At 65.5% G+C, this 22,127-nt stretch carries 26 protein-coding genes; 13 read left to right on the top strand and 13 right to left on the bottom strand.

All coding sequences use genetic code 11. From position 1 onward, the window contains the following. Positions 1-119 precede the first annotated feature (119 nt). Both AC0L3A_RS24420 and AC0L3A_RS24415 read right to left on the bottom strand, forming a co-directional pair. Entirely contained in the window at positions 120-383 is a 264-nt protein-coding gene (locus tag AC0L3A_RS24420; protein ID WP_354126995.1) for a hypothetical protein, read from the bottom strand. A gap of 139 nt (positions 384-522) precedes the next feature. After that, the gene (locus tag AC0L3A_RS24415; RefSeq protein WP_007597807.1) at positions 523-1,329 is read right to left on the bottom strand and encodes a creatininase family protein; all 807 of its coding nucleotides are present in this window, start codon (positions 1,327-1,329) and stop codon (positions 523-525) included. 138 nt (positions 1,330-1,467) lie between these two features. Here AC0L3A_RS24415 and AC0L3A_RS24410 point away from each other — a divergent pair, with 138 nt between their 5' ends. From AC0L3A_RS24410 to AC0L3A_RS24380, 7 genes are all read left to right on the top strand, one after another. After that, a complete protein-coding gene (locus AC0L3A_RS24410; RefSeq protein WP_354126994.1) occupies positions 1,468-2,490 on the top strand; it encodes an ABC transporter substrate-binding protein in 1,023 nt (340 codons plus the stop codon). A gap of 10 nt (positions 2,491-2,500) precedes the next feature. Further along, a complete protein-coding gene (locus AC0L3A_RS24405) occupies positions 2,501-3,331 on the top strand; it encodes an ABC transporter ATP-binding protein (protein ID WP_007597804.1) in 831 nt (276 codons plus the stop codon). Continuing rightward, positions 3,328-4,146: an ABC transporter permease gene (locus tag AC0L3A_RS24400; RefSeq protein WP_007597800.1), complete on the top strand. Its 819-nt coding sequence runs from the start codon at positions 3,328-3,330 to the stop codon at positions 4,144-4,146. The genes AC0L3A_RS24405 and AC0L3A_RS24400 overlap by 4 nt, the downstream gene beginning before the upstream one ends. Further along, complete coding sequence (locus AC0L3A_RS24395) at positions 4,146-5,135, top strand: 2-hydroxyacid dehydrogenase (protein ID WP_007597799.1); 990 nt, start codon at positions 4,146-4,148, stop codon at positions 5,133-5,135. The genes AC0L3A_RS24400 and AC0L3A_RS24395 overlap by 1 nt, the downstream gene beginning before the upstream one ends. Continuing rightward, the gene (locus AC0L3A_RS24390) at positions 5,135-5,827 is read left to right on the top strand and encodes an AprI/Inh family metalloprotease inhibitor (RefSeq protein WP_007597798.1); all 693 of its coding nucleotides are present in this window, start codon (positions 5,135-5,137) and stop codon (positions 5,825-5,827) included. The genes AC0L3A_RS24395 and AC0L3A_RS24390 overlap by 1 nt, the downstream gene beginning before the upstream one ends. Before the next feature lie 124 nt (positions 5,828-5,951). Beyond that, on the top strand, positions 5,952-6,359 hold the full coding sequence (locus AC0L3A_RS24385) for a YciI family protein (protein WP_354126993.1): 408 nt from the start codon (positions 5,952-5,954) through the stop codon (positions 6,357-6,359). A gap of 31 nt (positions 6,360-6,390) precedes the next feature. Next, the gene (locus AC0L3A_RS24380; protein ID WP_007597796.1) at positions 6,391-7,668 is read left to right on the top strand and encodes an RNA polymerase sigma factor; all 1,278 of its coding nucleotides are present in this window, start codon (positions 6,391-6,393) and stop codon (positions 7,666-7,668) included. Here the strand turns inward: AC0L3A_RS24380 and AC0L3A_RS24375 are convergent. Beyond that, positions 7,665-9,053, bottom strand: a complete 1,389-nt coding sequence (locus AC0L3A_RS24375; RefSeq protein ID WP_007597795.1) for a peptidoglycan-binding protein — start codon at positions 9,051-9,053, stop codon at positions 7,665-7,667. The two genes, AC0L3A_RS24380 and AC0L3A_RS24375, sit on opposite strands and share 4 nt — an antisense overlap. Before the next feature lie 253 nt (positions 9,054-9,306). Between AC0L3A_RS24375 and AC0L3A_RS24370 the strand changes: the two genes are divergently transcribed. Both AC0L3A_RS24370 and AC0L3A_RS24365 read left to right on the top strand, forming a co-directional pair. Next, positions 9,307-9,681, top strand: a complete 375-nt coding sequence (locus AC0L3A_RS24370; RefSeq protein ID WP_219679124.1) for a hypothetical protein — start codon at positions 9,307-9,309, stop codon at positions 9,679-9,681. Between the two features lie 162 nt (positions 9,682-9,843). Further along, on the top strand, positions 9,844-10,164 hold the full coding sequence (locus tag AC0L3A_RS24365; RefSeq protein ID WP_007597793.1) for a glycine zipper domain-containing protein: 321 nt from the start codon (positions 9,844-9,846) through the stop codon (positions 10,162-10,164). Here AC0L3A_RS24365 and radC read toward each other — a convergent pair. Further along, on the bottom strand, positions 10,161-10,877 hold the full coding sequence (gene radC / locus AC0L3A_RS24360; protein ID WP_354126991.1) for a RadC family protein: 717 nt from the start codon (positions 10,875-10,877) through the stop codon (positions 10,161-10,163). The two genes, AC0L3A_RS24365 and radC, sit on opposite strands and share 4 nt — an antisense overlap. 93 nt (positions 10,878-10,970) lie before the next feature. After that, complete coding sequence (locus tag AC0L3A_RS24355; protein ID WP_354126990.1) at positions 10,971-11,912, bottom strand: DMT family transporter; 942 nt, start codon at positions 11,910-11,912, stop codon at positions 10,971-10,973. Between the two features lie 132 nt (positions 11,913-12,044). On the opposite strand from AC0L3A_RS24355, the gene AC0L3A_RS24350 reads away from it, so the two are divergent. Next, positions 12,045-12,641, top strand: a complete 597-nt coding sequence (locus tag AC0L3A_RS24350; RefSeq protein WP_354126989.1) for a bifunctional transcriptional activator/DNA repair enzyme AdaA — start codon at positions 12,045-12,047, stop codon at positions 12,639-12,641. Positions 12,642-12,654: 13 nt separating this feature from the next. Here AC0L3A_RS24350 and map read toward each other — a convergent pair whose 3' ends face one another. Both map and AC0L3A_RS24340 read right to left on the bottom strand, forming a co-directional pair. Continuing rightward, positions 12,655-13,473, bottom strand: a complete 819-nt coding sequence (gene map / locus AC0L3A_RS24345) for a type I methionyl aminopeptidase (RefSeq protein ID WP_007597786.1) — start codon at positions 13,471-13,473, stop codon at positions 12,655-12,657. Between the two features lie 121 nt (positions 13,474-13,594). Beyond that, positions 13,595-14,911, bottom strand: coding sequence for a mechanosensitive ion channel family protein (locus AC0L3A_RS24340; RefSeq protein ID WP_219679179.1), 1,317 nt, complete (start codon positions 14,909-14,911; stop codon positions 13,595-13,597). Between the two features lie 200 nt (positions 14,912-15,111). Between AC0L3A_RS24340 and AC0L3A_RS24335 the strand changes: the two genes are divergently transcribed. From AC0L3A_RS24335 to AC0L3A_RS24325, 3 genes are all read left to right on the top strand, one after another. After that, positions 15,112-16,905, top strand: a complete 1,794-nt coding sequence (locus tag AC0L3A_RS24335; protein ID WP_007597784.1) for a potassium/proton antiporter — start codon at positions 15,112-15,114, stop codon at positions 16,903-16,905. Positions 16,906-17,240: 335 nt separating this feature from the next. Beyond that, entirely contained in the window at positions 17,241-17,501 is a 261-nt protein-coding gene (locus tag AC0L3A_RS24330) for a PepSY domain-containing protein (RefSeq protein ID WP_007597783.1), read from the top strand. Further along, positions 17,502-17,786 carry a hypothetical protein gene (locus AC0L3A_RS24325; protein WP_473255346.1) on the top strand — a complete coding sequence of 95 codons (285 nt, stop codon included), beginning with the start codon at positions 17,502-17,504 and terminating at the stop codon, positions 17,784-17,786. 92 nt (positions 17,787-17,878) lie between these two features. On the opposite strand, the gene modC is transcribed toward AC0L3A_RS24325, so the two are convergent. The 6 genes from modC to mepA form a co-directional block, all read right to left on the bottom strand. Next, positions 17,879-18,541, bottom strand: coding sequence for a molybdenum ABC transporter ATP-binding protein (gene modC, locus AC0L3A_RS24320; protein ID WP_354200039.1), 663 nt, complete (start codon positions 18,539-18,541; stop codon positions 17,879-17,881). Positions 18,542-18,543: 2 nt separating this feature from the next. Then, positions 18,544-19,239 carry a molybdate ABC transporter permease subunit gene (gene modB / locus AC0L3A_RS24315; RefSeq protein WP_473255345.1) on the bottom strand — a complete coding sequence of 232 codons (696 nt, stop codon included), beginning with the start codon at positions 19,237-19,239 and terminating at the stop codon, positions 18,544-18,546. 12 nt (positions 19,240-19,251) lie between these two features. Beyond that, the gene (gene modA, locus AC0L3A_RS24310) at positions 19,252-20,037 is read right to left on the bottom strand and encodes a molybdate ABC transporter substrate-binding protein (RefSeq protein WP_354162396.1); all 786 of its coding nucleotides are present in this window, start codon (positions 20,035-20,037) and stop codon (positions 19,252-19,254) included. 179 nt (positions 20,038-20,216) lie between these two features. Continuing rightward, entirely contained in the window at positions 20,217-20,720 is a 504-nt protein-coding gene (locus tag AC0L3A_RS24305) for a hypothetical protein (protein ID WP_473255343.1), read from the bottom strand. Position 20,721: 1 nt separating this feature from the next. Continuing rightward, positions 20,722-20,931 (bottom strand): TOBE domain-containing protein, encoded by a 210-nt coding sequence (locus AC0L3A_RS24300; RefSeq protein ID WP_473255342.1) that lies wholly within the window; start codon positions 20,929-20,931, stop codon positions 20,722-20,724. A gap of 178 nt (positions 20,932-21,109) precedes the next feature. Further along, positions 21,110-22,054: a penicillin-insensitive murein endopeptidase gene (mepA, locus tag AC0L3A_RS24295; protein ID WP_219679136.1), complete on the bottom strand. Its 945-nt coding sequence runs from the start codon at positions 22,052-22,054 to the stop codon at positions 21,110-21,112. Positions 22,055-22,127 lie beyond the last annotated feature (73 nt).

Genomic DNA, 22,127 nt, shown 5'->3' with positions numbered 1-22,127 from the left:
CGCGCGGGGGGGGGGCGCGGGGGGGGGACACCGGGGGGGGGTCGGGGGCACGACACGGGGTGGATGAGGCGCCCGTGTCGGACGCGGGATCCACGTGAGATCGGCCTCAGGGACTCAAATCAGAAGCAGGTACGAACGCGGCCAACGTACTGGCCGTAGGCGTTGTACTGGGCGGCCCAGCCGCAGCGATGATAGCCGTTGTAATAGGGGTCGTTGCTGGCGGCGATCGCGGAGCCGACGACGGCGGCGGTGGCGATGCCCAGGCCGACGCCGACGCCCCAGCCGAGCGGCTTGGCTTGCGCCTGCGAGGTGGTGGCGACGACGCTGCCGGTCAGGGTGAGCGCGGTGAGGGCAACTGCGAAAATCTTGGTCTTGATCGACATGTGAAACTCCATCCGGGTTGAGGCGGTCCGTTGTGGCCCGCGTACCGAGTTGGACGGAGGCTCCGCGCGTCCGGTTCGAAACCGGCAAAAGCGGAGATCGACTTTGAAACTTTCCCGAATGATTCCAGCAGGATAAGCGCTAACCGAGCGGGCCTTCGGCGAGCCTGTTCACGTCGAAGTTATCGACCTCGGCAAGCAGCTCGCAAAAAGCGCGGGCGCCCTGGTCGATCAGTTGCTCGCCCTTCGCGGCCACGGCCAGCGTCGCATTGCCGACCGCGCCGCTTGGGTTGAGATCCTGCGCCTGCCAGGCGAATGGTGCGGGTCGCTGCGTCGACAGCCAGCGATATTGCTGCTCCATCGCGATGCTGCTCGCGGGAAAATCCGCGATCGCATCACCGCGTACCTGATCGGGATAGCGCGCAAGCATGATTGAGGTCTCGACCGCGCCGCCATGAATGCCGTGGCGCACTTCGTCGGCCGGGAACAGGCTGTCCGCGCCCGACAACCGCGACCACGACGTCGTCACCACGAACAGCTTCTGATGCGCGCGAAGATCCTGCGCGATCAGCATCATGGCCGCGCTGTTGCCGCCATGGCTGGTGATGATGACGAGCTTCTTCAATCCGCGACGCGCGACATCTTCGCCAATCGCGGTCCATTTTTTCAACGCGATGTCGGTCGGCAGCGTCTGCGTGCCCGGATAGTCGATATGCTCGGTGGAAATCCCGATCGGTTCAACGGGCAGGAAACTGGCCGGAGCGCTCTCGGGCAGCAGCTCGCGCACCCGCGCGAGATAGGTGTCGGCGATCAGCACGTCGGTCTCGAGCGGCAGATGCGGGCCGTGCTGCTCGGTCGCCGCCAGCGGCAGCACTGCGATCCAGCGCGACACCTCGGCGGGGCTGGCATCGGCCCAGCGGATCTCGGTCCAGTCGCGGGAAGGCGTCATCAAGGTTTCTTTGCCCGAATTTGTCGCGTAATTTGGGGTATCAGGGGACGCGGGCCAGGCCGGCTCGCGTCCCTGAATGTCTTGCGGTTTTATCGCGTTGCTTGGACATCGGCTAGAAGCGATCGACGGAGTCCCATCATGAGCCCCTCTCATCTGCGGCGAGCCTTAACGGCGGGTCTGATGGCCGCTTTCGTCTCGGTGGTCCCGACGCGCGCCGAGACCCTGGACAAGGTCACCTTCGGCACCAATTGGGTCGCCGAGGCCGAGCATGGCGGCTTTTTCCAGGCCGTCGCCGACGGCACCTACAAGAAATATGGGCTCGACGTCACCATCGTTCCCGGTGGTCCCAACGAAAACAACCGGATGCTCCTGATCGCCGGCAAGATCGATTTCTTCATGGCCGCGAACACGCTGATGTCGTTCGACGCGGTCGCCAACAACGTCCCGGTCGTGACGATCGCCGCGGTGTTCCAGAAGGATCCGCAGGTGATGCTGACGCAACCCGATGCCAAGGTCACCAAGATCGAGGACCTCAAGCCGCTGACGCTGTTCGTCTCCAAGGAAGGCATGACCAGCTATTTCCAGTGGCTCAAATCCGAATACGGTTTCAGCGAGAAGAACGTTCGCCCCTACAATTTCAATCCGCAGCCCTTCATCGCCAATCCCAAGAGCGCGATGCAGGGCTACGTCACCTCCGAGCCCTTCGCGGTCGAGAAGGCCGCCGGCTTCAAGCCCAACGTGTTGCTGCTCGCCGATTACGGCTTCAACACCTATTCGACCCTGATCGAGAGCCGCCGCGACGTGGTCGAGAAGAAGCCTGACCTGGTGCAGCGCTTCGTCGATGCCTCCATGGTCGGCTGGTACAATTACATCTACCGCGACAATTCCGCGGGTAACGCCATGATCAAGAAGCTCAATCCGGAAATGACCGACGAGCTGCTCGCCTATTCTGTCGCCAAGATGAAGGAATACGGCATCGTCGATTCCGGCGATTCGCTGAAGAACGGCATCGGCGCGATGAGCGACGAGCGCTACACCTCCTTCTTCAACAAGATGGTGAAGGCAGGCGTCGTAAAGGCAGACCTCGATTTCCGCAAATCCTATACGCTGCGCTTCGTCAACAAGGGCGTCGGCGCCGAGCTGCGCCCGAGCAAGCCGTAGCGCAAGGCCGATGTCATCAGTCCAAACGTCGGCGGGGGTCGAGGCCGGCCTGACGGCCCTGGCTGTCAGCCTGCGCGGCGTGACGAAGACCTATGACAACGGCGTGCTGGCGCTCGGCCCGCTCGATCTTGCGGTGCGCAAGGGCGAGTTCATCTCGCTGCTGGGCCCCTCAGGCTGCGGCAAATCCACCGCGCTGCGGTTGATTGCCGAGCTCAGCGCGCCGTCGTCCGGAATCGTGAGGCTGGCGCGTCGCGAGGGCAAGGTGCAGCCAAGTCTTGTTCAACCAGGTCATGGCATCGGCTTCGTGTTTCAGGAACCGACCCTGATGCCCTGGACCAGCGTGCGCGAGAACGTGCGATTGCCGCTGAAGCTCGCAGGCGTTCCGAAGGCGGAAGCGCGCGCGCGTGCCGACGAGGCGCTGGCAAGCGTCGGGCTTGCCGATTTCGCCGACGCCTTTCCGCGCGAGCTCTCCGGCGGCATGAAGATGCGGGTGTCGCTGGCGCGCGCGCTCGTCACCGACCCAGACATCCTCCTGATGGACGAGCCGTTCGCGGCGCTCGACGAAATCACGCGCTTCCGCCTCAACGACGATCTGCTCGCGCTGTGGCGCAGGCTCGGCAAGACCGTCATCTTCGTCACGCATTCGGTGTTCGAATCCGTCTATCTGTCGCAGCGCGTGGTGGTCATGACGGCGCGGCCGGGCCGCATCCAGGCCGACTTCCGCATCGAGACGGTCGAGCCGCGTGGCGAGGAGTTTCGCACTTCAGTCGCCTATTCCGATTATTGCCGGAAAGTGTCGGCGGCGCTGGCGCCGTCCTATGCAGGGCAGTCGACGCTATGAACGCGCAAGCTTCCGTCACTGCGAAGCCGTCCGGCGCAAAACGCGCGGTGCGCTTCGTGCTGCCGGTCATCGTGTTCGCGGCGGGACTTCTCGCCTGGGAGCTCGTGGTCCGCATCAAGGACATCCCGCCTTACGTGCTACCGGCGCCCTCCGTCATATTCGTGACACTGATCAAGGATTGGTCGGTGCTGTCACAATCGCTCGCCGCGACGCTGCTGACCACGCTTGAAGGTTTTGTCGCGGCCAGTATCGGCGGCATCGCGCTGGCGCTGCTGTTCAACCAGTCCAAATGGGTGGAAGCATCGCTGTTCCCCTATGCCGTGGTGCTTCAGGTCACGCCTGTCATCGCGATCGCGCCGCTGCTGCTGATCTATCTGGAGCAGCAGACCGCGGTCGTGGTCTGCGCCTTCATCGTCGCCTTTTTCCCGGTGCTGTCGAACACCACGCTCGGGCTCAATTCGGTCGATCGCAACCTCGCGGGCCTGTTCCAGCTCTATGGCGCCTCGCCGCAGCAGACCCTGCGCTTTCTCAAGCTGCCGGCGGCGCTGCCTTATATTCTCGGCGGCCTGCGCATTGCCGGCGGCCTGTCGCTGATCGGCGCGGTCGTGGCCGAGATCGCGGCGGGAACGGCCGGGGCCGGCTCCGGGCTCGCCTACAGGATCGCAGAATCCGGCTACCGCTTGAACATACCCCGCATGTTCGCAGCGCTGCTGCTGTTGTCGCTGGCCGGGATTGTCATCTATGGGGTGCTGGCGCTAGTTTCCCACCTCGTTTTACGGCGCTGGCACGAGAGCGCGCTTGGAAAGGACAACTGATGACCACCGGTTCGATTTCGTCCGAAAAGATCGACCTCCTGATTTATGGGCCGGTCCGGCCGATCCTCGAGAACGGGTTTTCCGATCATTTCGTCGTGCACAAGGCGGAGACGCGGGGCGATCTCGAGCGGCTGACGCCGGCAATCCGCGAAAAGATCCGCGGCGTGGCGGTGACCTATCACACCGTGCGCGCCGACAGGGATTCGCTGTCGCAATTGCCCAAGATCGAGATGGTGGCAAGCTTCGGCGTCGGCTACGACCACGTCGATGCCAAATACGCCGCCGAGCACAACATCATCGTCACCAATACGCCCGATGTGCTGACCGAGGAGGTCGCCGACGTCGCGATGGGCCTTCTGATCTCCACGGTGCGTGAGTTCATCAAGGCCGACCGTTATGTGCGCTCGGGTCTCTGGCAGACCCAGAACTATCCACTCAGCGTCGGCTCGCTGCGCGATCGCAAGGTCGGCATCGTCGGCATGGGCCGGATCGGACAGGCGATCGCACGCCGGCTCGATGCCTCGCTGGTGCCGGTGGTCTATCACACCCGCAATCCGTCCAAGGACGTCTCCTACAAGCACTACCCGGACCTGATCGAGATGGCGAAGGCCGTGGACACGCTGATGGTGATCGTGCCCGGTGGCGCCAGCACGAACAAGATGATCAATGCCGAGGTGCTGAAGGCGCTCGGCCCGCGCGGTGTGCTGGTCAACGTCGCGCGCGGCTCGGTGATCGACGAACCGGCGCTGGTCCAGGCGCTCAAGTCCGGCACCATCCTTGCCGCCGGTCTCGATGTGTTCGCGGCCGAGCCGAACGTGCCGGACGAGCTCAAGACCATGCAGAACGTCGTGCTGCTGCCGCATATCGGCTCGGCCTCGGTGGTGACGCGCAACGCGATGGATCAGCTCGTGGTCGACAATCTCAAGTCCTGGTTCTCAGGCAAGGCGCCATTGACGCCGGTTGCGGAAACGCCGTTTAGGGGACGCTGATGGGAGGTCTTCGGGTCCTAGCATCTGTGATCGCGGCATGCGTTGCCGCGATCGGCATCGCGCAGGCGCAGGATACAACGACCCTGAAGAAGGAGATGCCCGGGCAGTGGGAGCTCTCGACCACTGAGCGCAGCAAGACCTGCGTCGTCACGCTCAAGGCGGACGCCGCCGCTCAAGGCTTCAAGCTCGAGCTGGAGCCGGCCTGCAAGGCCGCGCTGCCTTTCACCAAGGACATCGTCGCCTGGAGCGTCAGGGGTCTCGACATCGTCCGCTTGCAGGATTCGAGTGGTGAAGCCGTGATCGACTTCACCGAGGTCGAGGCCGGCATCTTCGAGGGCCTGCGGCAGGGCGAGGGCGTCTACATCCTGCAGGACCTTGCCGCCGCCCGCTCGATGGCAAAGTCGATGGACCAGATGATCGGCGACTGGTCGATCGTGCGCGGCAACGGCCAGCCGGTCTGCGGGCTGACGCTGACCAACACGGAAGCCGGGCCGGACAATTTCCAGGTCTTCCTCAAGCCGAAATGCGATGCGGCGATCGCGCAGTTCAACCCGACGCAATGGCGGCTCGACCGCGGCCAGATCATCCTGCTGTCGAAGGCCGGTGAGGCCTGGCAGTTCGAGGCCGACGACAACGCGCAATGGCGGCGCGTCCCCGATACCGCCGATCCCCTGATCATGCTGCGCCAGTAGCGTTCGCCCGGCCTCGCAATTTTCCCGTTGCTGATGTCGATCCGGCGCCGGCTGGATCGTCATCCCAATAGCGAGCTGATTTCGCGGCCGAACTGGCCGCGTCTCGCCTCAACAGGAGTTTTGCATGCGCTTCATGTACATCGTTACTTCCCCGAAGCCCCTGGCAGGGCCGTCCCCGGCGCTGGCGGAGGCGATGCAAAGGATTTCCGAACGGGAGATCAAGGCCGGCCGGATGCTCGATAATGGCGGCCTGATGCCGCTTGCGACCGGCGCGCGGGTGTATGTCGCTGACGGCGAGCTCAGCGTCATCGACGGCCCGTTCGTGGAGGCCAAGGAGGTGATCGGCGGCTATGCCATTTTCGAATTGCGCGACAAGGACGAGGCCCTGGCGATGGCCAAGGAATTCATGCAGTTGCACCTCGACCACATGCCGGGCTGGGAAGGCACCTGCGAATTGCGGGCATTCGCGACGCCGGGCGTGGACGTGGCCTGTGAGGTCAACGCGCGTGCAGGGGTCGCCGCCAACGCCTGATGGACAACTCCGCTCGTCTCCTTCGGCGGCGATGACGGCCGCCGACACCGACATCGATCGTGTCATCCGCGCCACTTGGCGCGTCGTGCAGCCGCGGCTGATAGCCACGCTGTCGCGGATGCTGCGCGACGTGCCGCTGGCGGAAGAGCTGACCCAGGACGCGCTGGTTGCGGCTCTGGAATCCTGGCCCATCGTCGGCGTGCCCGAAAATCCCGGCGCCTGGCTCATGACCGCTGCCAGGCGCCGCGCGCTTGATCATTTGCGCCGCGGCAAGATGCTCGCGGAGAAGCACGACATGCTGGCGCGGGACATGTTGCAGGAGCAGGCGACCGTGCCGGATTTCGATGCCGCGCTCGACGACGACATCGGCGACGAATTGTTGCGGCTGATCTTCACGGCCTGTCATCCGATCCTGTCGCGCGAAGCCCGCGCGGCGCTGGCGCTACGCATGATCTGCGGCTTGACCACATCGGAGATTGCGCGCGCCTACCTCGTGCCGGAAGCAACGATCTCGCAGCGCATCGTCCGCGCCAAGCGAACGCTGTCGGAATCCGGCCTCGCCTACGAAACCCCGAGCGGCGAAGCTCTGTCGGAGCGTCTCGCCTCGGTGCTGGAGGTTGTCTATCTGATCTTCAACGAGGGCTATCTCGCGGCGCGGGGAGAGGAATGGTTGCGGCCGCAGCTCTGTGACGAGGCGTTGCGCATGGGCCGGGTGCTCGTCGGTCTGGCGCCGGACGAGCCGGAAGTTCACGGCCTCATCGCCCTGATGGACCTGAATGCTTCGCGTGCGCGTGCGCGCACCGATGCGAATGGTGATCCCATTCTGCTGATGGACCAGGATCGCACGCTCTGGGATCAATTGCAGATTCGTCACGGCCTGCGGTCGCTCGAACGTGCCTGCGAGCTCGGCGGCGCCGGAGGATTTTACGCGCTTCAGGCCGCAATCGCGGCGTGTCATGCCACGGCGGCGGATTCTGCTGCAGGCACGGACTGGCGGCGCATCGCGCAGCTCTATGCCGCGTTGGCGCTTCTGGTGCGCTCGCCGGTCATCGAGCTCAATCGCGCGGTCGCGGTCGGCATGGCGGAGGGACCGCAAGCCGGGCTCGACGTGCTGGACGCAATCGCCGTCGAGCCGGCGCTGACGGCCTATCATCATCTGCCGGCGGTTCGCGGCGACTTCCTGCAAAAGCTCGGGCATCTCGCAGAGGCGCTGCTGGCGTTCGAGGCTGCCGCGAATCTTGCGACCAATGGGCGTGAGCGCTCGCTGATGCAGCGTCGCGCCGCGGCGCTGCGCGACCAGTGTCTCTAGGTCGTCGGCCTGGGCGGCGGCGCGGTGCCTTGGGCCCACTTCTCCATCTTGCCGAGTATGCCCCAGGCCGTGAGCGCCAGCGAGATCGGCATCGCGAACTGGCCGAGGCCCGGCACCGCCGACACGAGCGTCCCGAGCAACCCGGCAATGCCTCCCGCGTTGGGGCTCGCCGTCACCGACGAGAGCAGCGCCGTGATCAGCGAGCCGCCGATGCCGAGCGCAGTCTTCTTGCCGTCGAGCATCTTGCCGATGGTATCGCCGAGCGCGCCATTGACCTGGCCGAGGACAGGCTTGCCGTCCCGGTTGAGCAAGGTGCCGAGCAGGTCGACGACCTGCTTCAACTGGTCGACGGGAGCGGTGCTGGTCGGGGTGAGGGGGCCTGGCATGGGGGCTGTCTTGTTGACGAGGGAGAAGAGCCGTTCGAACAGGCTGATCGGATCATTGGTGGCGGGCAGTGTATTGCCCGATGTAGTCGTTGCCGGCGTCACACCGCCGACCGGCGGCCGCAGCAATTGCGCGAGGTCCTCGAGCCGCTTCATGATCCGGGACACATCGCCGGTCGGTCCGGTGGGGGCCGACTGCGTCGCGCGCGTGAGGGCGGCGACCGTGGCGCCGTCGAGAAGTCCGGTATCTCTCAGGCCGTTCTGCTGCTGAAATTGCGAGACCGCGGTTCTGGTCTTCGGTCCGCTGATGCCGTCCTCGGCGAGCGGCGGATTGGCGCCGAGCTTGTTGAGCGCCTGCTGCATGAGAACGATCGTCGACGCCGCGTCGTCTTCCGGCTCCGCGCGGCTCGCGAATTGCGGGCTGTCGTCGAGGGTGATCGAGGAATCCAGCGACATCATGGCATGCAGGATTACCGCGGTGCCGAGCTGGGAATCGACGTGGTTCGAATCGAACACGTGATCGCGAACGAATTTGCCGGCCCTTGCCTCGGGCGGGCCATACAGCGTCGAACCGCCATAGAGATAGGGCGAATTGCAGCCCTTGGCGTGATAGCCGAAGCCGTTGAACGCTTCGAGCCGGAACAGAATCCGCGCGATCCCCCAGTCGTGAGCGCCGACGAAATTCTCGATCCTGAAGGCGTCTACGGCGCCGTCCACGAACGTGGCAAACGGACCGCGCCCCTTCGGAACGAGCGCCGTCACGCGATGAAGCGTTTCGCCGTTGCCGAGATAGGTGTCGAAATCGAAATTGGACTCGCGGTAATGGCAGAGGGCAGCGAAATGCCAGGGGACGCCGGTCAACCGTTCGATCTGCTGATAGGTCGCCTTGCCGTTGATGGCCTTGCGCGCGACCGCATTCGCGTCGGACAGGCGCGAAGGCCGGATCTCGAGATTGGACCAATTGCGCTCGTATTCGCTTTTCAAACTCTCGAATGAAATCATTTTCCGCTCCCACAATGAATGAACTATCGCAACTCCGCGTCAGACGAAGTGAACCGGGTGCCGTGATCAGGGCGTGAGGCCAGCGTGATCTCCCGCAAGTCTGGCAGGCCGCCGCGGCGCCGCGTGTGAAGTGGGTTACAACCTCGCCGGGAAAATGAGCGGCAGGACCGGGATCAGGGCGGCCGCCCGCGAGGGAACCGGCAGGGCCGCTGCCCCGTTAGCGACGCGAGACAGTCCGGCCAAGGAGCCCTGCATGACCACGCGCGTCCTCGCGATCGGCATCGAACCCGGCAATGCGGACTACAGCGCATTCCCGCAGCTCACGCCGGAGCTCGTGCGCAACTATATCGATGCGCAGCTGCTGCGCCTGCGCGATCTCGGTTACGAGGTCACGAGTTGCCTGATCGATCTCGATGCCGCGGCGGAAGCCGCCGTCACGGCGGCGTTGCGCGAGGAGAATTTCGACTGCATCGTGATCGGCGCGGGGCTGCGCGAGCCGAAGGAGCGCCTGCTGCTGTTCGAGAAGGTGCTCAACCTCGTCCACCGCCTGGCGCCGGATGCGGCGATCTGCTTCAACACCACGCCGGCCGACACCGCCGAGGCCGTGCAGCGCTGGGTCGATGCATGAGATGAAGCATCCGGCCGCGCGGCGCACGCGGCATGGCCTGAGCCGCCTTCGAGCCGAGCCTCCGACGCCATCGCGAGACGTGCCGGGTCCCGGCATGGTGATTTTTCTGGTCCGAATCCGGTTGCGGCGCTATGACTCGTCTGACCACAGGGGAGGGCGAGCATGCTTCGAGGTCTTCGCATTGGAAGTTTCGCTATCGCGGCATGTCTGGCGGTCGTAATCGCGATGCCGGCTCATGAGGCGGCGGCGCAGGACGCAATTGGCGGTGCCATCCTCGGCGGCGTCGGTGGAGCGATCGTGGGTGGCGCCATCGGCGGAGGCCGCGGAGCCGCCATCGGCGCTGTCGTCGGTGCCGGCACGGGCGCCGCGATCGCCTCCGAGGGCGAACGCCGCCGCTCCGGCTATTACGCCTATCAGCGCGGCTGCTACATGCAGCGCCGGGACGGCTCCTATGTCCCGGTCGATCCGCGATATTGTTACTAGATCAACCGCATCCCGCGCAAACTCGCATGCCCGCTCTTGCCCACGATGATGTGGTCGTGGACGGCGATGCCGAGCGGCTTGGCGATGTCGATGATCGCCTTGGTCATCTGGATGTCGGCCTGCGAGGGCGAGGGATCGCCTGAGGGGTGGTTGTGCACCAGGATCAGCGCGGTCGCGGATAATTCCAACGCGCGCTTGATCACCTCGCGCGGATAGACCGGGGTGTGATCGACGGTGCCGGTCTGCTGCACCTCGTCGGCGATGAGCTGGTTGCGCTTGTCGAGGAACAGCAGGCGAAACTGCTCCTTCTCGGCAAACGCCATGCTGGTGCGGCAATAGTCGATCACCTCGTTCCAGGACGACAGCGCGTTGCGGCTGTTGACCCCGCCCTTGGCGACGCGGTGCGCCGCCGCCGCGAGCAGCTTGAGCTGGTGGATCGCGGATTCGCCGACGCCGTCCACCTCGCGCAGGCGCGACACCGGCGCGTGCACGACCTCGGCAAACGAGCCAAAGGTCTTGATCAGCGACTTCGCCAGCGGCTTGGTGTCACGCCGCGGCAGTGCCGGAAACAGCGCCATCTCCAGCAGCTCGTAGTCGCTGAGCGCGTCCGCACCCGCGCTGTAGAAGCGCTCGCGCAGCCGTTCGCGATGGCCGAGATAGTGCGGCGGCGCGTGCTCCGGCTTGCTCTTGTCATGGTCGGTCTTGGCGGGCATCGGCCGCCAGCATTGCTGCGGGTAATCGTTTTTGCAACCGTCAATTGCGCCTGCGGCGCGCTGGTCCCGACAGCTGACCCAGAAGATGGTGGCTCAGCCTATCGGCTTCTTGGCGCTGTGCGCCGGCGGGGACACCGTAATCGCCACGACGCCGACAAGAATGAGCGCCATGCCGGCAAGGCTGGACCAGGTGAAGTGCTCGCCGAGCCATACGGTGCCGAGCGCCACGGCAAAGCCCGCACGCAGGTAGCTCCCACTGGTCGTGCCAAGCGGGCCGAGCATGCGGATCAAGCGGAAGTAGATCACCATCGCAAGGGCCGTACAGACAATCGCGAGCGTGATGACCGCTGCGATCGCGCTCGCGGGCGGTGGCGGGAGGGTCCAGGGCCGTTCGATGGCGGTGGCCGCGGGCAGCATCAGCGCTGCGGCGCAACTCATGGCGCCGGCCGCGGTGACGATTGCGGGCAGGCCCGAGAAGCGTTGTCCCCATATCGGTGCGAGCGCGTAGCAGAGGCTCGCGCACAGCACGGCCGCCTGCGCCAGCGGTGCCGTCGTGCCGATCCCCGAGAGCGCGTCGGCACCCATGGTCACCGCGACGCCCGCAAGCCCGAGCGCGATGCCGATGATCTTCCGGCTACTCATGGCTTGCCGCCCCGGCCCGGTCATCAACGCGATCGCGAGCACGAACATCGGCGGGGTCGCATTGAGCACACCGGCGAGACCGCTTGCGATATGCATCTCGCCCCAGCTGATCAGGGTGAACGGCAAGGCGCTTTGCAGCAGCCCTTGCACGAAGAAAGCCGCCCATGCCGATCCTCGACCGGGAAGGGCGTGTCCCTGCGCGCAGGCGACCGCAATCAGGAGAATGGCCGCGATCGTCACACGCGCGGCGACCATCGTGAAGGGCGGGATCGTCGGGACCGCGACCTTGATCAGCGTGAACGAGCTGCCCCAGATCAGCGAGAGCAGCAGCAGAAGCCCGATATCGAGCGCGAGAGTGGTTTGTTCTGTCGTGTGTTGCGCCTGCGGGCTCATGCGAATCTGCTCCGGGATGGACCGGGACCATGATGCGGCGCGGCGGCGCAGGCTGGCTGGATTCGGACCTCATCGCCCGACCGAGTCCGATTTCGGCTACTCGGCGTGCAGCGCGGGCATTATTGTCGCGCAATGGCGACAGGTTCGGTACATCGGCAGACGCTGCCACCGCATCTCGACTGGGACACTTGCGATCGCGCGCGCCTCGCGCGTGCGCGCGCATTCGACGGCCTGTTCTTTTCGGGTGTTCGCTCGACGCGGATCTACTGCCGGCCGGTCTGCCCGGTTCGCCCCGCGCGCTCGGAGAACGTCACCTTCTATCCGACCGCCGCCGCCGCCGAACGTGCCGGCTTTCGCCCGTGTCTGCGCTGCCGGCCGGAAACCGCGCCGGGGTCGCCGGCCTGGATGGGAACGGCGAGCACCGTTGCGCGCGGGATGCGCCTGATCAATGAAGGTTTCCTGGATCGTGCATCCATGGCGGAGCTTGCAGAAGCCCTTGGCGTCGGGCCGCGCCATCTGCTCCGCCTGTTCATGCGCCACGCCGGGGCGAGCCCGAGCGAGATCGCGGCGACGCGGCGCGTGCAGGAAGCCAAGCGCCTGATCGACCACACCAGCATGACATTGGCGGAGATCGCCTTCGCCGCAGGCTTCGGCAGCGTTCGCAGATTCAACGATGCCTTTGCCGCGACCTACAAGCGGCGACCGTCGTCGTTCCGACGGCCGCGATAGGCGCGCGGTGGGATCACCCGATCTGCTTCTCGCCGTGCCGCTCCGACAGCGTGAAGATCTCGACGCCGGTGGCGGTGACGCCGACCGAATGCTCGAACTGCGCCGACAGTGAGCGGTCGCGGGTCACGGCAGTCCAGCCGTCGGAGAGGATCTTCACATGCGGCTTGCCGAGATTGATCATCGGCTCGATGGTGAAGAACATGCCGGGCTTGAGCTGCACGCCTTCGCCGGGCCGGCCGATATGAATGATGTTCGGCTCGTCGTGGAACATGCGCCCGAGGCCATGGCCGCAGAAATCGCGCACCACGCTCATGGCCTGCGGTTCGACGAAACTCTGGATGGCGTGGCCGATGTCGCCGGTGGTGGCGCCGGGCTTCACCGCCGCGATGCCGCGCATCATCGCCTCATAGGTCACCTCGATCAGCCGCTCGGCCTTGCGCGCGATCGGGCCGACCGCATACATCCGGCTGGAATCGCCGTACCAGCCGTCGACGATGAAGGTGACGTCGATGTTGACGATGTCGCCCTCTTTCAGCGGACGGTCGCCGGGCATGCCGTGGCAGACCACGTGGTTGAGCGAGGTGCAGGTCGAATAGCGGTAGCCGCGATACATCAGCGTCGCCGGATAGGCATTGTTGCTGAAGGCGAAGTCGCGGACGAACTGGTCGATGCGCTCGGTCGGAACGCCGGGCCCGACGATGTCGGTGAGCTCGTCGAGACACTTCGCCACCAGCGCGCCCGCCTTGCGCATGCCGGCAAAGGCGCTTGGCCCATGCAGCTTGATCTGTCCGGTCTTGCGCAGGGAGGTATCGGAGGCTTCGACGTAGCTCATGCGGGCGCAATCTTCTGAGGTGGGCTCGATATCGGCGGAAAGGCTTGATTTCGCGCCCCAATTTAATGATTGCGCGCCTTCATGCAAGTCAGGCCTGCCTGCCTTGCGCCCCTAAGCTGGCCTAATTCGGGACTTCCATGATGGTTTCCACCGGCAGGGCACCGCCGCGGACGCGGATTTCGCGGACCGGGTAGGGAACCCGGATACCCTCGCGCTTGAAGGCGTCCCACAGCGCCAGCATCACGTCGCTCTTGACGTTGTCCATGCCGTCGGGGTCGGCGATCCAGAAGGTCAGCGAGAACTTCATCCCGGCTTCGGCGAACTCGGTCAGGATGCAATTCGGCGGCTTGCCCTTCTGCGCGCGCGGATGCGCGGCCGCGGTCTCGGCGGCGAGCTTGCAGACCAGCCGTGGGTCCGCGTCGTAATTGGTGCCGAAGGCGATCTTCACCAGCGTGTTCTTGTCGGTGTAGGTCCAGTTGACGACCTTCTGCGTCACCAGATCCTCGTTCGGCACCAGGAATTCGCGGCCATCGCCGGCGGCGACGGAAATATAGCGCGTCTTCATCGCGCTGATCCGCCCGGTGTTGTCGCCGATGGTGACGAGATCGCCGGGCTTCACCGATTTGTCGGCGAGCAGGATGATCCCCGAGATGAAATTGGCGACGATCTTCTGCAGGCCGATGCCGATGCCGACGCCGACCGCGCCGGAGAACACCGCGAGCGCCGAGAGATCGATGCCGACCGTGCCGAGCGCGATCACGATCGCGACCGCAAGCAGGCCGATGCGGATGATCTTGACCAGCAGCACCTGTACCGACGGGGTCAGATCGGTGGTCGAGTTGATCCGGCTCTCGGCGAAATTGCTGGCGATGTTGGTGAGCCAGAGCGCGATGAGCAGCAGCGCGCCGGCCTTGATCACCAGCAGCGGTGTCAGCCGCAGCCCGCCGAGCACGATGGCGAAGGAATCGAGCAGGTCGACCGTCGCATCGAGCTGGCCGAGGATCGAGAGCGCCGCGACGAACCAGGCCGTGATCGACACCAGCTTGACGATGAAGGCGTTGCGCAGCACCGAGGTCACCAGCCGGACCGCGAGCCAGGCCAGGCCGAGCTTGGCGGCGACCATCAGCAGATAGGAGCGGCTCGGCCAGGTGGCGTGGTACATGACCACGCGCGAGATGATCACGAGCAGGGTGAACACCGCCGTCGAGGCGCTGGAGACCATCACCCGGGCGAAGTGCCGGAGCGGCAGCGGCCAGCGCATCGCCAGCGAGGTGATGTCGACCCGGCTGCGAACGGCGGCTTCGGCGGCATAGGCGATGCCGGCCGCGGCCAGAATGAGCCCGAACTGCAGGTAGAACCAGGGCGAGGAGATTTCGGCCCCGACGCTGCGCGCGGTGGTCTGCACGAACTCCATGAAGTCTTTGAGGTCCATGTCTATCGGTCTCGTCGGGGAGCGGGCGGGAGGCATTGATTCGAGCGCGCCGGAGAATCCCACAAAGGCCACCGATACACCGCTAAGTAAAGCGCGTTAAGGCCGCAAAATGCGGGCAGATTGCCGCGAGCGGGAGAAAATGGGTTGGCGTGGGAGTCCGCCGACGATAAGGATGCAATTCCAGCGATTTCGTACCCGGAAGGTGGATGGCTTCCCTCGACACTGTCAGCCTCGCCATATTGCTCGGCGCCGTCCTGGTGTTGGCCGGGATCCTGTCAAGCCTGCTTGCGCTGCGCTTCGGCGCGCCCCTTCTGCTCGTCTTCCTCGCGATCGGCATGCTCGCGGGCGATTCCGGTCCCGGACAGCTGCAGTTCGACGACGTCCGAACCACCTATCTGGTCGGCTCGGTCGCGCTCGCACTGATCCTGTTCGATGGTGGCTTGCGGACCCGATTTGCCAGCATTCGCACCGTGCTCGCGCCTTCCATGGTGCTCGCGACCGTCGGCGTGCTGCTGACCGCACTGATCACGGCGCCGTTCGCTAAATACGCGCTCGACCTCAACTGGACGGAGTCGCTGCTGGTCGGCGCGGTGGTGGCCTCGACTGACGCGGCCGCAGTGTTCCTGCTGGTGCATACCCAGGGCCTGCGCCTGCGCCCGCGCGTCGGGGCGACGCTGGAGGTGGAATCCGGCACCAATGATCCCTTCGCGATCTTCCTGACCCTGATGCTGGTCGAATACATCTCGCTCGGAACGGGCACGGCCGTGCATGTGCTGATGGAGTTCGCCCAGGAGGCCGTGCTGGGCGCCGTCGTCGGGGTGATCGGCGGGCGTCTGGTGGTCATCGCGCTCAACAAGGTCGCGCTGCCGCAGGGCCTCCATGCGCCGTTTGTCACCACCGCCGCGCTCGTCATCTTCGGCGGCTCGCAGATCATGCACGCCTCGGGCTTCCTCGCGGTCTATCTCGCCGGTATTATCATCGGCAACCGGCCGACGCGTGCGCATAATTCGGTGGTGGCCTTCCTGGACGCCGCGACCTGGCTCGCGCAGATCGTGATGTTCGTGCTGCTCGGCCTGCTGGTCTCGCCGAGCCGGCTTGGCGGCAGCGTGCTGCCGGCGGTCGGGATCGCATTCGTCCTGATGCTGGTGGCGCGGCCGATCGCGGTGTTCGTGTGCCTGGCGCCGTTCCGCTTCAACTGGCGCGAAAAGATCTTCATCGCCTGGACCGGTCTGCGCGGCGCGGTCGCGATCTTCCTGGCCTCGATCCCGATGCTGGTCGGGCTGTCGAAGGCCTATCTCTATTTCGACGTCGCCTTCGTCGTCGTCATCATCTCGCTCCTGCTGCAAGGCTGGACGCTGGCGCCGGCCGCGCGCAAGCTGCACGTGGCGCTGCCGCGCGCCGAGCGTGGCCCGCGCCGTGTCGAATTGGATCTGCCCGGCCAGCTCGAGCAGCAGCTCGTCGGCTATCCGGTGCGGTCCAAGAGCCTGTATTTTCGCCGCGGCCTGATCCCGTCCTGGTCGAAGCCGACGCTGGTGATCCGCAACGAGAACATCTTGACGCCGATTGAAGCCGAGCCGATCGCGCCCGGCGATTACATCTATCTGCTGGCGCCCCCGGAAAAGGCCGAATCGCTCGACCGCTTCTTCGTCGACATGCAGCCGAGCTCGGCGCCGGACCCGCATCTGCTGGGCGACTTCATGGTCTCCGGCGAGCACACGCTCGCCGAGCTCGCGGAGATCTACGGCGTGAAGGTCGGCGAGGACGAGAGCGGGCACACGCTCGCTGATTATTTCGACGTCCATCTCGACCGCGCGCCGAAAGAGGGGGCGGAGCTCGTGCTGGATCCGATCGTGCTTGTGGCGCGCTCGATCTCCGGTGGCCGAGTCAACGTCGTCGGCCTGCGCCTGCCGGAAGATGAGGAAACCCCCGCCCCGCTGACGCGCATGCAGGTCCTGCGGCGCAAGCTCGCGGATTTGTGGAGCTCGGTGGCGGGGGTTTAACGCTACATCCGCGTCGGCGGTCATTGATGAAGCGCACGTCTGCTTCTTCGTCGTCCTGGCCTAGTGCGCAATTGCGCACGGGGGCCAGGACCCATAACCACCGCCAGCTGTTTCGCGAAGGCTGGTGGTGACGATCTGCCCCACCCGCTTCTCCCTAGGGTAATGGGTCCTGCCTTTCGCCAGGACGACGGCGGGGTCCGTGGCGACAGCGCGGGAACCGCCACCAAATCGCCGCAACCGCCGAAGATTTGCGCGTCTTCGTGACCGCCGCTCCCGGAACGCTCCGCGATGCCGCTCGTTCTTAGCGGCGTAAACGCAGCTGACAGGAGTAATCCATGCGAAAGCTCATCTTGCCGGCGATCGTTGCGATCGGCATCGGATCGGCCGCGCCCGCGATGGCCTATGACACCGGAGATCAGATCTCGATGCAGGTCGCGCTCGATGTCGCCACCGATATCGGCGTCATGACCGTCTCGCACACCGAGTTCCTAGGCGATGAATGGCAGATCGAAGGCCGTGATCGCGCCGGCCGCTGGATGGAGGTCGACGTGGACGCCCGAACGGGCGAGGTGCGCAACGTCGATCGCGGCTGGTAGTTGCGGTTCCCGGTAGCAGAGCGCGCCGCCGCAACGCGCGGCGACCGCGTCGCCTCGGTGCTGCTGTCGAGCGCGCTCCACGTTCATCTGGTGGAAGCGCTCGGCAATGCGGAGCTGTCGCAGTTCCTCGCCGATCTGCTCAGCCGCTCCTCGGTGATGGTCTCGGTCTACGAGCCCGCCCTAACGTCGTCCTGGCAAAAGCCAGGGCCCATTACCTCGGGGAGTAGTTTTGCGAACACCGGCAGTTACGTTTTCTTCGCTGGTACGCACACCACCTGCCGCTGATAGATCACGCGGTATGGGTCCTGGCTTTCGCCAGGACGACGGCGGAGGGTGGGCCGGCGGCTTGCCTCATCCGTTGCCTGCTCAACCGCCCCTCACGCCAGCACCTTCACCCCGCCGAACGACGTCACGCGGCCCTGCTTCAGCATCACGATCTGCGTCGCAAGCTGGCGCAGCTCGGCGACGTCGTGGCTGACATAGACCATGGGGACGTTGGCCTCGTCGCGCAGCCGCACCAGATAGGGCAGGATCTCCAGCTTGCGGCCCTCGTCGAGCGCGCCGAGCGGTTCGTCGAGCAGCAGCAGGCGCGGCCGCGACAGCAGCGCGCGGCCGAGCGCGACCCGCTGCCGCTCGCCGCCGGAGAGCTTTCCGGGACGGCGACCCTGCAGTGCGCCGATGTCGAGCAGCTCGATGACGCGCTTGTGCTGCGCCGGATCGGGCGCGAGGCCGTTCATCCGCCTGCCATAGTCGAGATTTTGCGCGACGTTGAGATGCGGAAACAACCGCGCATCCTGGAACACATAGCCGATGCGGCGGCGCCAGGCCGGGACATGAATGCCGGCCGTGCTGTCGTCGACGGTCTCGCCGTCGATCACGATGGTGCCGCGGTCGGGCCGCAGCAGCCCCGCGATCATGTTGACCAGCGAGGTCTTGCCGGCGCCCGACGCTCCGAACAGGCCGATGACGCGGCCTTCGCTTGCGAAGGCGGCGGACAGCGAGAATTCGCCGAGCTGCTTTTCGATGTCGACACGCAGCATGGTCAATTCCCGTGCAGGCGCGCGGTGGCGCGGCGGGCGAACCATTCGGCGGCAATCAGCGCACCGAGCGCCAGCACGATCGAGACGATCACGAGCCGTCCCGCGGCGGCGTCGCCGTCCGGGGTCTGGATCAGCGAATAGATCGCGGACGAAATCGTTTGGGTCTCGCCGGGAATGTTGGAGACGAAGGTGATGGTGGCGCCGAATTCGCCGATCGCCTTGGCAAAGCCAAGCACCATGCCGGCGAGCACGCCGGGCAGCGCCAGCGGCAGCGTCACCGTGAAGAACACTTTGAAAGGAGTGGCGCCGAGCGTCTCGGCGGCCTGCTCGAGCCGGCGGTCGATCGCCTCGATCGACAACCGCATCGGGCGCACCAGCAGCGGAAACGCCATCAGGCCGCAGGCAAGCGCAGCACCGGTCCAGCGGAAGGCGAAGACGATGCCGAGAGTATCGGCCAGAAAACCGCCGACGAGGCCGCGGCGGCCAAAGGTCAGCAGCAGCAGATATCCGGTGACGACGGGCGGCAGCACCAGCGGCAGATGCACCAGCGCATCGAGCACCGACTTGCCCCAGAACTCACGCCGCGCGAGCAGCCACGCCAGCGCAATGCCGAACGGCGTTGCCACCAGCGTTGCGATCACGGCGACCCTGAGCGAGAGCAGGATCGCCGTCCATTCGGCGGGAGAGATGTCGAGCATCAAATCGCAAAATTAAGTGGAGGGGCTGATCAGGAACTTGAAACCGTATTTTTCCAGAATGGTCTTGGCGGCGGTCGAGCGCAGGAAGGCGAGATAGTCGCTGGTCTCGCCCTTGGCTGTCGCGGTCGCAGCGACGGGATAGATGATCGCGGGATGCGAATCCGCCGGGAAGGTGCCGACGATCTTCACGCCGGGCTCGACCTTGGCATCGGTGGAATAGACGATGCCGAGATTGGCCTCGCCGCGCGCGACCAGCGTCAGCGCGGCACGCACGCTCTCGGCCATGGCGAATTTCGGCTCCGCCGCCTGCCAGGCGCCGAGCTTTTCCAGCGCCGCCTTGGCATATTTCCCGACCGGCACCGACTTGACGTCGCCGGTCGCGATCCTGCCATCGCCGGCGAGTTTTGCGAGGTCGAAGCCCTGCGCGATGGCGACGTTGTCGAGTCTGGAATCCTTCGGCGCAATCAGCACGATGCTGTTGCCGAGCAGATTGACCCGGGTCGGCTCGTTGATGGTCTTCTTGGAGATCGCGTAGTCCATCCAGTCGGTGTCGGCGGAGACGAACACATCGGCCGGCGCGCCCTGCTCGATCTGCCTGGCGAGCACGGAGCTTGCGGCATAGCTGACGCTGAACTTGACGCCGGTCCTCGCGGTGTAGGCCGCGTCGACCTCGTCGAGCGCGTTCTTCATCGAGGCTGCCGCGAACACGGTGATGGTCTTGTCCTCGGCGGCGGCAGGCGAAAGGCCCGCGCCCGCGAGGATCACGAAAGCGGTGAAAAGTCCGGCAATACGAATCATGGATGCGCTCCGTGCGAGATCGCGCGCGCAAGAAGCACGCGCAGATCCGGCGTTGGTGGGTCTGAGCGACGAGCGGAAGCGCTGTTCCACGGGTCCCGGCGGCGGCTTACGGCCGGCAGGGATATCGCTACTCTCGAAGATAGCAGGCCAGGGCCTCAGGTCAAAGGCGACCGCTTGGCTCATTGCGCCGGCAGGATGGCGATTGAGAGCGAATTGTCCTTGGCGCCGCTGACCTGGAGCACGACGGGCTGGCCCGACAGCTCGTATTTCATGGTCTTGCGGATGCCGTCGCAATCGGTCGCGCCACTGAACGCCACGGGCTTGAGGGCATGCCCGTCCTGGACCAAATCGACCCACGCGCCCGAGGACAGGCTGACCGTGTAGAGCCCGGCCTTCGGGGCCTTGATGCCAGTGAAGCCGGCAAATGTGCCGTCCTTTGGCGCGCGCTCCGGAGGCGTCGGCAGTTTTGCCTCCGCGGACGCGACCAGCCCCAGCGTGATGGCCGACGACGGCAACGCGGCCTGCTCGCTTCCCGATGCCATCTTGACACCGTCGGGCGCGGTCAGCGCGGCGCGCTCGCGCTCGATCGACCATTTGAATTTGTCGCAGCCGCTGGGTTCTTCCGCCGCAAAGGCGGCCGCGATACCGAGCAACAGCAATCCAAGCAGCAGAGGGATGCGCATCTCAGTCCACCGCGATCATCACATCGGAGGCCTTGATCACCACCGTGACCTGCCCCTTCGCCTTGATTCCGAGGTCGTCGACCGCCTCGTTGGTGATCGAGGAGGTCACGATCGTACCGTTGCCGATGTCGACACGGACGTGGGACGTCGTGGCGCCCTTCGTGACTTCGATGACCCTTCCCTTGATCTGGTTGCGTGCACTGATGCGCATGGGCTCTCACAATGGCTGGCGCGCGCGACGAAGCCGCACGCGTGAGGAGGGATTTGGTTGATGAGGGCGGGATTGCATCCCGGCAGGGCCGACCCGCTTACGGCAGGGCAGCGCCGCACTCTAACGCATTTGGAGATCCGAGGACTAGCCGCTGACGAAGTTGTTACAGCCTGACCGGCTACGGCTTCGCATTGCCCGCGTGCAGCACGGCCTTGCAGGCCGCCGGCATCTGCGCCAGCGTCATCGGCGGTTTCGGCTTCGGTGGCTCCGGCGGGGGTTTGGGGTGCAGCACGCCGTCGCTGAACCAGTAGGCGAGATCGGACGGCTTGCAGCCTTCGTCCTCGGATTGCGACGGCTGGCCCTCGCAGTCGCTCGCGCCCGCCGGGCAGTGCATGCGGATGTGGAAGTGGTAGTCGTGGCCCCACCACGGCCGGATCTTCGACAGCCAGGAACGGTCGCCCTTGGCCTCGCGGCACAGCGCCTTCTTGATCGCGGCATTGACGAAGATGCGCTGCACCGCCGGCTCCTGCGCCGCGTCGCGCAGCACCAGCACATGGCCCGGCGTGAACACCTTCGGATCGATGTCGAGCCGGTCCGGCCGCACCATCATCACCGCCGACATGTCCTCGCGCTCTTCGCGCGAGAGCCGATGGTCGGGCATCGGCGTCAGCCAGATGTCGGCATCGAGGCCGATCTGGTGGCTGGCATGGCCGGACAGCGCCGGTCCGCCGCGCGGCTGGGCGATGTCGCCGACCAGGATGCCCGGCCATCCCGCATCCTTGTGCGCCCTCGCCGCAAGCCGCTTGATCAGCGCGATCATCGCGGGGTGACCATAGCTGCGATTGCGCGACAACCGCATCACCTGCCAATTGTCGCCGTTGAGCGGCATCTGCTCGGCGCCGCCGATGCAGCCCTTCACATAGGAGCCGATGACGTGCGCCGGTCCCTTCGACGGCAGCAGCTTTCGCGCGAACAGCTCCTTGGCACCAATACTCGGATCGTTCGGATTAGCGAGCGGCGGCAGCGGTTTTGGGTTGATGCTGCCCTTGTCCTGGGCCAGCGCGTCGCCGGCGGCCAGGAGCGTCATGACGAGCAGGAGAGGGGCGAGGCGGCGGGGACTCATGTTGACATTCTTATAGCCCAACACCGCGTCAGGGTTAAGGAACAGTCCAGCAGATGAAATCTCGTTCAAAAGT

Source organism: Bradyrhizobium sp. MI1.3, from assembly GCF_055811695.1.
The sequence above is the reverse complement of the archived record's forward strand: the minus strand, read 5'-3'. Positions and strand labels throughout refer to the sequence as shown.